Source organism: Bradyrhizobium sp. USDA 4486, assembly GCF_054057995.1.
In genome coordinates this window covers 7,024,707-7,037,277 of sequence record NZ_JBSRZV010000001.1, presented here as the reverse complement: position 1 = coordinate 7,037,277, position 12,571 = coordinate 7,024,707, and the positions used below count along the sequence as shown (strand labels likewise).

Here is a 12,571-nt window from a genome sequence, read left to right as displayed (position 1 = left end):
GCCCCGAGAGGGTATGCGCAAAATCTCGGTAGGCTGGCGGTAAGCACGATCTGTACCAAAGCTTTGTGACAGCTCAGACGGGCAAATTGTCAGTCATTCCAGGGGGCACCTCGCCCAATTCCCTGCGTTCGGCAAGAAGCTGCTTCTCAGCCTTGTACCAAAATGTGTCCATCTGTCCCGCCGGCTCCCCGGCCTCTGTCCAGAGATGATACGCCCGAACGCGGATTTCTTCTTCGCTTAGACCAGCCATGACTTTCTCCTTTCAGAAGCAAGCGTTGGCGAAACGCCCGAGTTCCTGTCATGCGGCAACGAGAGCGCTCATCTTCACCTTGCCCTCCGCGCATGCAATCTAAAGTCGGCCAAAACTTCTTCGTAGATGACACGCAAGCCGGCAATTAATGAGCCAGGCCAAGGCTAGCCAGCAACCAATTTGTGCCGACTGCTCATTCTTTCGGCGCATCGGAATCCAATAACCTGCGTTTTCACTAATGCGGGTCCTGGCGGTGACACCTCGTCCGCGAGCCTCACCTCCTCCATCCGCGCAGCCCTCGCCGGCTAACGGCGGGGGCTTGTCGCCATTCTTGCGGGGCCGGAAGATCAGGCTGCGCAGCGTTTCTTTCGCGAGCCCGTCGGCTTCGCCTTTTCACGCGTGACCTTCGAAACACGTGCGACGGAGCTGAGCGACGCGGCGAGGATTTCGCGCTGAGCCTCGAGCGTCTCGGCGTTGCCCTCCTGCTGACCACCTTCCTGCCAGAGCTGGTAGGCGCGCTCGCGGATCGCCTGTTCTAAATCAGACATCTGTGTCCCTCCGATTAGGAGCGGCATCCTGCAAGCTGACGGTTAACAAGGATTCAATCCGAGCAAGTTCCAAAGTGCCTGTGTCGTTGCTGACCTAGATTTCTCCCGCGCGGCTGCGCGCAACCATCATTAGCAGCCCGCCAATCTGCGGCAGCAGAGCCAGCAACATCAACCGAAGCATCTCAAAGTCTTCCGGCGTAGGCCGCAGCAAGCCGCGAGACGTCCAAACTACCAGCTTGCTCGCGGCATCCGTCTGGGGATCTGCTCGCTGGCCGACCGCCGCTTGAGCCGTGTCGAGAACTTGGCGTCGCTCCGCTACTGCGGCTTCCCGCTCTCGGCAAAATTTCCCGACCCCACCTTTGCACTCGCGATCTCGAGCGGCAATAGCGTCGGACAAGCCTGTCTGCGCAGCCGTCACTGCCGGTGTGACGCGTGACGCGCGGGCGAGCGTCACGTCGCTAACGTTCGTTGACGCAAAACCGAGGCCCGCCGTAACGGCGAAAACGAATGTCACCAGCCAGAGAGCCCACCCGAGGGCAGCGGTCCCGCGGCGCCCCATTTGCCAGAGATTGGCGGCACATGAAGGCATTCCCAGTGCAATGAGGTCAGCGGCCGCGCCAAGCGTCAGAAACAGCCATCCCGCGAAGTCGCTGGAGCCCAGCGATCGCGCGAACCAACCGTTGATCGCTACGCCCACGCCCGCCAAAGCAAACGCGGCCGCGTTGAGCAGGATTGGGGCGAACTGAAACCGTGACGCGGCAGTGGCCGTGATGGTGGACGCCGTTGCGGTCTGCACCACGCGAGCGGGCGTGACGGGGCAAGTAGCGCGGGGCAGTTCGGGGGGCGTGACGCGTCCTGCCGAGGCGACCGGCGGAGCCGCAGGTGCTATGCTCGATGCCTTTAAGAGTTCTTCGCGCGGTATTTCGTCACCAAGTGCGCGGTTTGTGGAAGGGGCGAGCTCAGCTTGCGGCGGTGCAGCAGCTTCGGTGCCTCGGCCCTTTGCTTTCCGTTTTCGATCCCGGTAGGCCTTTGACCGCTCGGCGCCAGACATGGCTTTCTTTGGCGCTTCACGGAGCGAGATCACGGCGGCGGAGGTGTTGGAGGTCATCGCGTAACGATCCGTTTTGGCGGTTTTGGCGATTTGGTCGGGTTTACTGCGAAGCTTTAGGCTGGATTCGCGGGACGGAGTTTGGTGACGCGGGGTACGGTCTCCGGACGTCGCCGTAGACGTCACTTTTCACTGAGACCCCGCACAACGCACCAGCGTTTCCTTAAACTGCGGCTGCACTGCCCAAGCGTCGAACCCTTCTTTGGCAAAGCTGCCTCGGGCGACCTCAATCTCCGCCGCGCAGCTGCAAACGACCGTTGCGGTCATTCCGGACCTAACGACTTTTTCGAGGCCGCCGTTCGAGATGATCGTTCCGACGCAGGCGTCTGCAAGCCGGCGAACCACCAAGCCGAGCTTCTCGTTTGCATCCGCCTGGTTGCTCCAAGCGCATACCGCCGCGCTGAGCGCGGCATAGGCGATCGCGGTCCTGGTTTTCATTGTCCCCTCCCCGCGCGTCGCAGGAGGATGCCGGAGCGGCCGTCGACTGCAAGCAGTGGAGTGCTCACGCGCGCTCCGCCTGTCGCATTTTCTCCGCGAGCGCGCGCACGGCGCCGATGAATTGTTCACGACCGACCTTGAGCGTCATCCACTGAATCGCCGCGCGTTCCCACTCCGCGCCGGGGAGCTTCCGAAACCGCGACTTGCCCATGTGGTTCTTGAGCGCGAAACGGGAAATGCCGAGGTGATCGCAGATACGTTCGACCGTCAGCACGGGTTCAGCCGCGAGGGCCCGACGGGGCGGTTGCAGTGTGCGCGCGAGGATAGGCCGGCCTTCATCCTCGACCGGCCAGAAGCGAACGTCACCAGCGGCCGTCCGAACATGTAAGGGCGCCGTCGGGAAAGGCGCCGCGGCCGGATCTCGGCGGTCGGTGCCGAATATGTCGGACACGATGGACGGCGCCCGCGGGAGCCGGAGGACAAGCGGGGGGCAGGTTTCGACGGTGGGCGGCTCTATGTCCGCGCCCGCCGGTTCGAATAGTGCCAGGGCACTGCCGAGTCGATCCGACCAGGCCGCCGCAGCGTCGGGATGCAGAGCCGGATCGACCGCGACCAGATGCGACCGCCTCGAACCTTTGACCTTGTACCTGTACAGCGGCCAGACCTCGACGTGCCGTAACGTGCCCTCCGCCCTTATAAGAATCTCTCTATAAGGACGAAGGGCACCTTTCGCCGCCAGCACCGCATCGACCGCCTCGCGCAGCGCCATTTCGGTCGGATTTTTCTCAAACCAGCGACGGACGGCCGTGGGCGTCGGAAAAAGGTCCGCCAAAGTCGCCTGTTTGCCTTCCCAACTGGCCGGCCAAAACCCACGCGCTGCCAGAAGGCGTGTCGGAGAGGTCTCAAGCCATTCTTCAAAGGTCCCGGTGCTGTCGACTGTGATGTCGACCGGTACTCCCGCCACGATCTCGATGACCAACGGGCGGTCTTTCCCTCGTTGCACGGGCCGCGCACGGTGTACGGCTTGCGTGACTTCTGCATCGCGGATTTGTTCCAGAAGGGCGTCGGCCAGCTGATCCGGATGGTATGGTTGTTCAACAGAAACGACGGCATTGCCCGGGCTGCGCAATGCAACTATGCGGGTGGGGTAGAAACCTGCCCCAATTGACGCGGTCGGATGTCGTCCGAATTCCACCCGCGCTATTCGTTCGATCTCGCCGGCTTGCGGCTCAGTGCGCGAGATCAGGATCTCTCGCAGGCAGTCCTCGAGGTTGTTCATCCCCCGAATATTTCCGTAGTGGTTCAGGATCAAGTTAGAAGGCCGCGTCTTCCACGCGTTCCACGTCTGCTCCAGGTACTCTTCGAGGCTTTTCGGGGCGATGACTCCCGTCTTCCCGCCTGCCCTGCGGTCTTCTGCGGCCTTCACTTCGATTGTACGCATGATCCTTTGCGCGTAGGCCTGTTGCGAGGATCGCTTCTGCGGGCTCTGATCACCACCGGCGCCGGGCACTACTTTTCCGTAGCTGACGGCTTGGTCGACAACTTGGTGCACGGAGAAAACGCCGGCGCCCCGCTCGACCCGGATGTCTGCGACCAGTTCGAACCGAGGAAGCCAGTTCGAGACGACCTTTTCGTTAAGCGTTGCGTCCAAGTGGAGAACCGGCCGCTTGAGCCAATCCGGGTGCGGACGCGCCGGCGTCGCTATACGGATCGCCGGATCATCACCGGCCAACAGCTTCATGCGCGCCGATGTGGGCTCTTCGCTACCGAGCAATTCGCTTAGATGCCGCCAGAACGTCTGGCGGACGCGAACCAACCCGTTTGACAAGGCGACGGGCTCGATACTCGCTTGGATTGCGTCGTCGTCCTCGCGCGGGTCGAAAGCCTTGGCGACGGGAGCATAGCCGTAAGCTTCGCCCGCACCGAGGGCGGCGCAAGCGGCCTCACTGAGACCCTCGGCCTCGAACGGGGCCCGCGGCAGGTAGCTGCCGGGCGCCACCCGCTCTACGGCCGCCCGGGCCCGCCTCAGCCACCGTTCAAGGCGCGCATGTGTCGCCCGGGGAACGGCGAAGTCAGAGAGCGGCAAGTCGTCATCGCGAGCGCTACCCAGCGTGAGAGCCTCGTCGATGATCAAGGCGGTCGCATCTTTCATCGAGCCTTGAGGCTTCGTTGCGAGGGCTGCATGCGTCGTGACCCATACGCGCGGCGCCAGGTCGGCCTGTTGTCGGTAACCGCAGTCGCCACGGAAGGGGCAGAAGCCTCGGCTCGGAGAACCGCAGACGTCATTTATTGAGCCTGACGACTTCACCACGGCTTTGACCAGCTCGCCGCGCCGGCAAAGCTTCACGCCCGGCCGGGCTGGATCGTCGCGATCAATGCCGCGCCATGTGGCCGCGAGCGTTTCGCCCGCGAGGCTATTGATGTCCGCTTCGATCTCTTCTGCTTTGGAGTGCGTTGGCACGGCATAAACAACGCCCCGGCCGGTCTCCTTCGCGTACTGGACAATTCGTTCGATCGCAGTGTGGGTCTTGCCAGCGCCAGGCGTGATCCTAATGCCCCACTGAGCGTATTGCGGTGGTGTGGGTTCGTCGTTTGATGCAAAGATGCTTTCCGGGTCGATTTCCTCGAACTCGACTTCGGCCGAAAGCTCCCCCCGTGCCGCGCGGTGCTCATCAAGGGCCTCTTCGTACGCCTCGCAGTCGGCGAGCCCCTTCGGCACCGCTTCGTCAAAGAAGCGCGCTACGGCTGCTTGCAGCACGGGCCGGGCCTCAGCCAGCGGCATTCCCTGATCCGGCCAAGGGCACGACGCCCGCGCGCGGCGTTCCTCCTCAGCTTGCTCAGACGCTCGCTGTTGACCGCGGACCGAATCGATCAGCGTGTCGATACGGTCGAGCTCCATTCGGCGATAAGCCGGCGGATGAACCTCTGAATCCCATTCGGCGGCGGCAACCCGCTCGGTCAACAGCCGCTTCAGCTTCTCTGGGCTGGCGCTCGACCCGTTCCGACGCCAATAAACGGCGACGCAGTGCTTCAGAGCGCCGTGGCAGCCGGCGCCGCCTTCATGGTCGCCGATGGCCGCGAGGCACTCCGAAAAGGTCGCGCCGACGCCCCCACCCGGCGCGCCCAAGACCGCATTCCGTTCGATCGGGCGCGGGTAGTCGAAACGCGGCACAACTACGCTGTCCGAACTGCCGCCGATCAGACCGGACCGCGGACATCGACCAGCCAAAGGGTCTTGAGCGGCCGCCTCGACGATCGGCGCGGCGACGTAGATCGGTTGAATTGTGGTGAACACGGCTGGGTCAACTGGATATTCGCGAAACCAGGTTTTTGTCGCCTTCCCGGGCTCCGGGACTTTTCGGCCAAGCCATTGCTTAAGCTCCACTTCACCGAGCGGGCGATCAAGCCAAAAGCCGAGCCGGATGTGCAAGCCGGGTTTGATGCCCGCACTGCCCGTGTATTGGTACCAACACGCGACATTGTGAAAGCACGGCGCCAGCTTGGCGCGCACCAATTTCACCGTATCAGCAGGGCTTGCCAACGGATCGAAATCGGCAGGCAGTGCGACGCCGTCGATATCGAACAGGATCCATCGGCGCGGCTTCTCGACCAAAGTTGCTGGCCCATCATCCTTTGGAAACTTTCGACGCAACATCCGCTCGCGATCAATACCGGGAGCGATCGCCCCGCGCACGACACACTTACGCGGATCGACCGATGTCCTCTCAAGAAGGTCGGCGAAGTCGCGGATGCTGGAGACGCTAAGCTCTTCTCCCCGGTAGAACTTTACGTTTTGCTGAGTGCGCGTCTCGATGCTGCCATCTCGGCTCCTGACGATCGTCTTTGTCAGCGGCCGACTAAGCGACGTTAGAACCGTCACGGTGTCGGTCATCAGGCGCGGCCCGCGGCGAGATGGATGACCGTAAGTCTATGCCTCCCCTTAAGGCGTGGTTTCAGGTAGCGGACCCAGCCATCGACTTCCCGCTCCTGACAACGAAACACGACCTGCTTTGGTGCTAAAACGCGGTGCGCCTCGCCGGTTGCTAGGCCGCGCTCTCGATCCACAGCAATCAAGACTTCGTCGCATTCGCCAAGAGCCCACTCTACGGCCGACGATTTGAATACGCTTGGGGTGGATAGTCCGCCAGCTGGGCTCGAGAATTCGATTTCAACGCGGTCGGGAAGCGCCTTCGCGACGTACTGATGAAAAAGGCGCTTGGTCGCAGTGGTGACGCGCACACCCGGCCCTAAGTAAAGAATTACGCTGCTTGCGTGCTCGTCCAAATCAGTCGAGCTTGTGTCTGGCGGCGGCTCGTAAACTTTAAGCATTGATCGGCCAGGCCACGGCGCCTGGTCGCGCCAAGGCGCGTGATAGTTGCCTTCAGCCGTCGACATCAGATGCGCTGGAAAATCCACGGGTCGCGTGGTAGATTGTACGCTCATTCAAAGCATTCCTTCGGCCCTCGTTCAGCGCTGACACGCTGTGCGGGGGCCGAAGTGTTTCGACCGAACCGCGGAGAGCCTCTTTGAGAAGATAAGGTTGCCGAATGCGAAATGAGGGAATGAGATGAGCGCGGGTCAAGCGCCGCGGGCAGATTAGCTTTTTGCAGATCGCCGCCCTTACTTAGGCCGCGACGCCTGCGAATTCCAGAATCGAACGGACCGAGTAGGCAACACGGCGCGCGCCGATCTTCTTGGCTTTCGGCCCTTCACCACGGGAGCGCCAGCGCTCAAGCGTGCGTTCGCTCAGCCGGAGCACCTCAGCGGCCTCGCTTTCACGCAACAGCGTTTCCGGATCCAGCCGCGCGATTGCGCCCAAAAGTCAGCTTACCCGCAAGCGCATCAGAATGGTTTTTCGCTGGGGCGGTAGCGGTGTTCATCGTGCCACATCCTATCTAAGTGGGAATATGGCGTCAGAATCGGACGCATTGTCGATTTTGTCGACGCGCTAAAATCATCAAAATCGACAAAACGCGATCGACAAGGGGACTCTTGGAGCTGGATATCTCGATCACGCGCTCGCGGCGAGATCCGTAACCCCAGCGTCGGCAACAACACGAGCGACGTATTTAGCCCATCGATCCGCCGCATCGACGCGCTCTTTCCATCGCGGTTCGCGATCGTATGTTTCGAGAAGCTCTTCGCGCGTGTGGTTGAGCATCATCTCGGCTACTTCCTCCTCTACGCCTGCGGCAGAGAGACCGGAACGGAACGAGCGGCGGCAGTCGTGCAAATTGAACTTGACCCCGCACTTCTTCACGAGATCGGGCTGGCGCTTGGACCACCCCGTCATGCGCTTGCCGCCGGCGCCCGCGAAAACGTAGTCGCTCTTCGCCCACTTCTTCTGGCGCTGCAGAATCGCTAGAGCGAATGCTGGTAGCGGGACGCGATGCTCTCGGCCGTTCTTCGTTTGCGGTCCTGGAATGGTCCAAACGCCCTTCGTGAAGTCAACGTCTGATCGCTTCATGAGAGCCGTTTCCTTCCGCCGCTGTCCTAGCAGCAAGAGGATCCGCACATAGTCCCCGTACGGCGCCGAAACTGCGCTACAACCGCGCCAGATGAGTTTGAGCTCGGCCTCCGGGATCGCCCTTCCGGTTCGCGAAGTGAACTGAGCGCGCGTTTTGCGATCGCGGCGCCAGCCGGCCAAGGGGTTTGCATGGAGCAAGCCGCGGTTGACGCACCAATTGAGGAACGTCGCGGCTTTCGAACGCAGATCCTGAGCGGCTCCGGGCTTCTTTCGCTCCTCGAGCTTGGCGACCTGGTTCGCAACCGATTGCCGGTCTATCGTCTGCACGTCGACCTTCCCCAGCGGCCCCAGCAGTTCCCGCCGCAGTAGAGAGACGATGTGCACCGTGTTGACTACGTGCCGACCCTTGAGATGCTCTTCGTAAGCATCGATCGCACGGTCCAAGCGCGCCGCATCGCGGCGCAAGGCTTCTTTCCGCTGGCTCTGAGGGTCTAAACCTCCAGCAATCTGGCCGGCGAATTTGCGGGCGGCCGTCCTAGCATCGGCCAATCGGACAGAACCAACCTCGCCAAGCGTCATGCGCCGTTGCGGCGCCTTCCGGCCTCCGCCGCCGGCCCGGTACAACAGGATGAAGAGCTTCCGACCCGACGGCCAACAGCGCACACCAAACCCGCGCACCTCTGAATCCCAAAGAACGACCTCGCGGCCCTCTTCTGGCTTCAGCGCCTTGATGCGCTCCTCGGTGAGGTTCACTCGATTCTGCATTTTCTTCACCCCTATGCCCGGAAGCACCCCGGAATCACGCATTTGCGGGCTCGCGCGGGCTGCGTCGGGATAGTGTCTCACGGAAGTCACTGATTGCCCAGTATTTTCGGGAGCGCGCGGGCTCGCGCGGAATCACGCGGAGCTGGGGCACACTTTTGGTAATGGAGAGGTCGACAGTTCAATCCTGTCTGGCAGCACCATTTCTTCGGTTCAATCACACGCAGATCGGCATTCTCGCGGCACCAAACGCCCGAGTTTTGCTCTCCTCTTTCGCCCTCCTCCAATGGGAGGGCGCAGGGAAGGCCGCATAGGCGTTAAGGTAGCGCAAGCATTGATTGATATTGACGTTTTCGGGGAGGCTCGCGCAGGTGCCGCCCGAGCGCTCGCTTACTGCGGCGCAAGCGGCGGATGGTTGGTTGTGGAATGATTGCTTGCAGCAAGGATGCAACGAGTTGTTGCAAGATACGCCAACCGCCAGGTGTCGTCAGGCGGCCTGCTTCCAGTGGGGAGAGTCCTCGAAGTCGCGGACAAGCGGCTCGAGCAGCAGGATAATCAAGAGGTGAGCCAGCAGGTAGGGCTTCGCCGAACGCTGATCAGTTCCAGGCGGTGTCTTGAGACCAATCAGGCTTTTCAGTCGCTTGAAGCCAAGTTCGATCCGCCATCGCAGTCGATAGAGTGCAAGCACATCCTTGGCGGAGAACTCGTCCCGTGCGAGCGACGTGACCAGAATGACCCAATCCGCGGCTTCCAGAGTCCCTTTGGAGATGATGCGGTTTTCGTCTCGTGCGTCTCGCCGAGCTTTACGACGCGAAGCCGCGGCCGCACCGGTGGGCTTCTTGACCGCAACCAGACGCATAGCCAGAGGCGCCCCGTCCTTGCGTTTGATCCAAATCCTCCGATCGATCAGTCCGCGTGCCTTTGCCGCACGCAATTGGGCCATCAGATCGAATGGAAGGCCTTGGGCATCAAGCCAGCGCGCGTTCTTCCAGCCTGCTCGGATCAGAACGTCGGCACCAGCCGCGCGGACAGCCGCGATGCGGTCAGGTTGCAGATAAGCGCGGTCAGCAATGCGGATCTCGTTCTTGACTACTGGTATCCGGTCAAACGTTTCGCCCTCTTGCTGATCCGTTAGCTCGAAGTGACCAAAGCGCTCACTTGGCAGATCAAATGCACTATGAAGCCGCCAAAGCTCACTGCTCCTGCGGGCAGTCGGCCCGGCCTGAGGTACTGTCGTCGCATCGACGATGCGGATCAGGCGGCCTCGGCTCGCCTTCGGCGCTGCCGCATCGAGCAAGCTCTCCACCAGCACTGCAAACCAATCGCCACATTGACGCAGGCGATAGAACAACGCCACGCTGCTGAGGTCCGCAAGGCCAACAGAAGCCGCCCACGCAGCTGTCGATCTCAATCCTCTTTCCCCTAAACAATAGGCCAGCATCAGCCGAAGCAACGCCACCGCGTCTGGAATTTGGCGCCGCCGCGCGAAAGCCTTCGTCTGGCGCGCGCTTATCTCAAGCTGCTCAGCCCCACCCAGCTGCGCAACCACTCTCGTCCAGTCCTCATTTAGAAGCGATTCGTCTGCCATGCCCCTTGGAATCACGTGTGATTCCAACACTCAAGAATAAACTTAACGCCTATGGGGAAGGCCGGGTGCCGGCTGGCACCCATGATCCGCTGCGCGAAGAAATTGCACACGCAAATGCGCAGGCGGGAAACAGGTGGGCCGGAGAACACCCGGCCTTCCCCATAGGCGTTAAGGTAGCGCAAGCATTGATTGATATTGACGTTTTCGGGGAGGCTCGCGCAGGTGCCGCCCGAGCGCTCGCTTACTGCGGCGCAAGCGGCGGATGGTTGGTTGTGGAATGATTGCTTGCAGCAAGGATGCAACGAGTTGTTGCAAGATACGCCAACCGCCAGGTGTCGTCAGGCGGCCTGCTTCCAGTGGGGAGAGTCCTCGAAGTCGCGGACAAGCGGCTCGAGCAGCAGGATAATCAAGAGGTGAGCCAGCAGGTAGGGCTTCGCCGAACGCTGATCAGTTCCAGGCGGTGTCTTGAGACCAATCAGGCTTTTCAGTCGCTTGAAGCCAAGTTCGATCCGCCATCGCAGTCGATAGAGTGCAAGCACATCCTTGGCGGAGAACTCGTCCCGTGCGAGCGACGTGACCAGAATGACCCAATCCGCGGCTTCCAGAGTCCCTTTGGAGATGATGCGGTTTTCGTCTCGTGCGTCTCGCCGAGCTTTACGACGCGAAGCCGCGGCCGCACCGGTGGGCTTCTTGACCGCAACCAGACGCATAGCCAGAGGCGCCCCGTCCTTGCGTTTGATCCAAATCCTCCGATCGATCAGTCCGCGTGCCTTTGCCGCACGCAATTGGGCCATCAGATCGAATGGAAGGCCTTGGGCATCAAGCCAGCGCGCGTTCTTCCAGCCTGCTCGGATCAGAACGTCGGCACCAGCCGCGCGGACAGCCGCGATGCGGTCAGGTTGCAGATAAGCGCGGTCAGCAATGCGGATCTCGTTCTTGACTACTGGTATCCGGTCAAACGTTTCGCCCTCTTGCTGATCCGTTAGCTCGAAGTGACCAAAGCGCTCACTTGGCAGATCAAATGCACTATGAAGCCGCCAAAGCTCACTGCTCCTGCGGGCAGTCGGCCCGGCCTGAGGTACTGTCGTCGCATCGACGATGCGGATCAGGCGGCCTCGGCTCGCCTTCGGCGCTGCCGCATCGAGCAAGCTCTCCACCAGCACTGCAAACCAATCGCCACATTGACGCAGGCGATAGAACAACGCCACGCTGCTGAGGTCCGCAAGGCCAACAGAAGCCGCCCACGCAGCTGTCGATCTCAATCCTCTTTCCCCTAAACAATAGGCCAGCATCAGCCGAAGCAACGCCACCGCGTCTGGAATTTGGCGCCGCCGCGCGAAAGCCTTCGTCTGGCGCGCGCTTATCTCAAGCTGCTCAGCCCCACCCAGCTGCGCAACCACTCTCGTCCAGTCCTCATTTAGAAGCGATTCGTCTGCCATGCCCCTTGGAATCACGTGTGATTCCAACACTCAAGAATAAACTTAACGCCTATGCGGCCTTCCCTGCGCGATGGGTTGACGGCTTATACGCGCTCTCCCCGGAGCCGAGTTCCTTCTGGCCTCCGTCACCTCGCGAATTGGCGATGGCTTGAGGCCCGGTTGAGCCTCGATCCATCTCCGCAAGGCTTGACCGTAGCAACGACGGTCAGGACCACGCGCTTTCGCCGTTCGCGTCGGCCCGGCTTCGCTCGAGGAGCTTCGCCGGACACAGCGCCGTCCGTTCCGCACGGAGCAAAGACCTCACGAGGTTCATCTCGCCCTGGTCCCGCATACCCGTGCCCGGCGCTGCCGCGTCCACCGCACCCCGATCCACGTTCGACACGACGTACGATCGCCCCTCCTCCGGGGACCGGGATGGCGGGATAGTGCCGCAAATCCGAATTTCGGTAAAGCGGAATATTTTTGCGGAAGGGGATTGACGGGATTTGGCAGGAGGCGGGCGTGTTGCCCGACGGGTCGCGCAGGTAAGGTTAATTCTTCCTTTCGATTGTCGGTAAAGTTTTATCTATTATCGTCTTTGTCATTCGTGACGAACCAGAGGCTCCAATAGTGTTTGCGTGTTGCCTGATCGTGACTGGAACTGCACTGCTCCTGGCCGGCCTGGTCGCCTTCGGCCTTCATAGAAACTCGCTGCACTCATTGGCATTGCTGTAGTCGGCCGCGATAGGCCGAGAAGCCCGGCAGATAGCCGCCGATCAGCAGGGGCTGAACGAGCACGAGGCCGAGGGCGATGATCCCGGCGAAGCCGGCGAGGATGTAGACCGGGCCGCGCTATGCGAGCTGCTCGCTAGCCTCGGCAAACGCGATCGGCACGCCGATCGCCGTGACAAGGGCGGTCCAGATCAGGATCACCCGGGCCAGCAGCAACAGGCGCAACACGCCCAGTCGAGACGAAGGACGCCCTACGTCGC

At 61.5% G+C, this 12,571-nt stretch carries 10 protein-coding genes and 1 pseudogene; all 11 read right to left on the bottom strand.

Translation table 11 applies throughout. The features are described from left to right. Positions 1–73 precede the first annotated feature (73 nt). A complete protein-coding gene (locus ACVWY3_RS33205; protein WP_456842220.1) occupies positions 74–250 on the bottom strand; it encodes a DUF2934 domain-containing protein in 177 nt (58 codons plus the stop codon). A 347-nt stretch (positions 251–597) separates the two neighbouring features. Beyond that, the gene (locus tag ACVWY3_RS33200) at positions 598–798 is read right to left on the bottom strand and encodes a DUF2934 domain-containing protein (protein ID WP_456842219.1); all 201 of its coding nucleotides are present in this window, start codon (positions 796–798) and stop codon (positions 598–600) included. A gap of 94 nt (positions 799–892) precedes the next feature. After that, the gene (locus ACVWY3_RS33195) at positions 893–1,906 is read right to left on the bottom strand and encodes a hypothetical protein (RefSeq protein ID WP_456842218.1); all 1,014 of its coding nucleotides are present in this window, start codon (positions 1,904–1,906) and stop codon (positions 893–895) included. Between the two features lie 129 nt (positions 1,907–2,035). Continuing rightward, the gene (locus ACVWY3_RS33190) at positions 2,036–2,344 is read right to left on the bottom strand and encodes a hypothetical protein (RefSeq protein ID WP_456842217.1); all 309 of its coding nucleotides are present in this window, start codon (positions 2,342–2,344) and stop codon (positions 2,036–2,038) included. A 64-nt stretch (positions 2,345–2,408) separates the two neighbouring features. Next, a complete protein-coding gene (locus ACVWY3_RS33185) occupies positions 2,409–6,236 on the bottom strand; it encodes a hypothetical protein (protein ID WP_456842216.1) in 3,828 nt (1,275 codons plus the stop codon). Next, positions 6,236–6,787: a hypothetical protein gene (locus tag ACVWY3_RS33180; RefSeq protein ID WP_456842215.1), complete on the bottom strand. Its 552-nt coding sequence runs from the start codon at positions 6,785–6,787 to the stop codon at positions 6,236–6,238. Before ACVWY3_RS33180 ends, ACVWY3_RS33185 begins: the two co-directional genes overlap by 1 nt. 181 nt (positions 6,788–6,968) lie before the next feature. After that, entirely contained in the window at positions 6,969–7,163 is a 195-nt protein-coding gene (locus ACVWY3_RS33175; protein ID WP_456842214.1) for a helix-turn-helix transcriptional regulator, read from the bottom strand. Positions 7,164–7,355: 192 nt separating this feature from the next. Beyond that, entirely contained in the window at positions 7,356–8,618 is a 1,263-nt protein-coding gene (locus ACVWY3_RS33170) for a tyrosine-type recombinase/integrase (RefSeq protein WP_456842213.1), read from the bottom strand. A gap of 442 nt (positions 8,619–9,060) precedes the next feature. Beyond that, the gene (locus tag ACVWY3_RS33165) at positions 9,061–10,161 is read right to left on the bottom strand and encodes an IS4 family transposase (protein WP_456836948.1); all 1,101 of its coding nucleotides are present in this window, start codon (positions 10,159–10,161) and stop codon (positions 9,061–9,063) included. A 338-nt stretch (positions 10,162–10,499) separates the two neighbouring features. Further along, on the bottom strand, positions 10,500–11,600 hold the full coding sequence (locus ACVWY3_RS33160) for an IS4 family transposase (RefSeq protein ID WP_456836948.1): 1,101 nt from the start codon (positions 11,598–11,600) through the stop codon (positions 10,500–10,502). A gap of 714 nt (positions 11,601–12,314) precedes the next feature. Then, positions 12,315–12,512: pseudogene (locus ACVWY3_RS33155) on the bottom strand (ferric reductase); the annotation flags it as partial. Between the last annotated feature and the right edge of the window lie 59 nt (positions 12,513–12,571).

Coding starts and splice junctions, on each gene's coding strand:
- ACVWY3_RS33205 (WP_456842220.1), bottom strand. CDS start 250: ATGGCTGGTCTAAGCGAAGAAGAAATCCGCGTTCGGGCGTATCATCTC.
- ACVWY3_RS33200 (WP_456842219.1), bottom strand. CDS start 798: ATGTCTGATTTAGAACAGGCGATCCGCGAGCGCGCCTACCAGCTCTGG.
- ACVWY3_RS33195 (WP_456842218.1), bottom strand. CDS start 1,906: ATGACCTCCAACACCTCCGCCGCCGTGATCTCGCTCCGTGAAGCGCCA.
- ACVWY3_RS33190 (WP_456842217.1), bottom strand. CDS start 2,344: ATGAAAACCAGGACCGCGATCGCCTATGCCGCGCTCAGCGCGGCGGTA.
- ACVWY3_RS33185 (WP_456842216.1), bottom strand. CDS start 6,236: ATGACCGACACCGTGACGGTTCTAACGTCGCTTAGTCGGCCGCTGACA.
- ACVWY3_RS33180 (WP_456842215.1), bottom strand. CDS start 6,787: ATGAGCGTACAATCTACCACGCGACCCGTGGATTTTCCAGCGCATCTG.
- ACVWY3_RS33170 (WP_456842213.1), bottom strand. CDS start 8,618: ATGCGTGATTCCGGGGTGCTTCCGGGCATAGGGGTGAAGAAAATGCAG.
- ACVWY3_RS33165 (WP_456836948.1), bottom strand. CDS start 10,161: ATGGCAGACGAATCGCTTCTAAATGAGGACTGGACGAGAGTGGTTGCG.
- ACVWY3_RS33160 (WP_456836948.1), bottom strand. CDS start 11,600: ATGGCAGACGAATCGCTTCTAAATGAGGACTGGACGAGAGTGGTTGCG.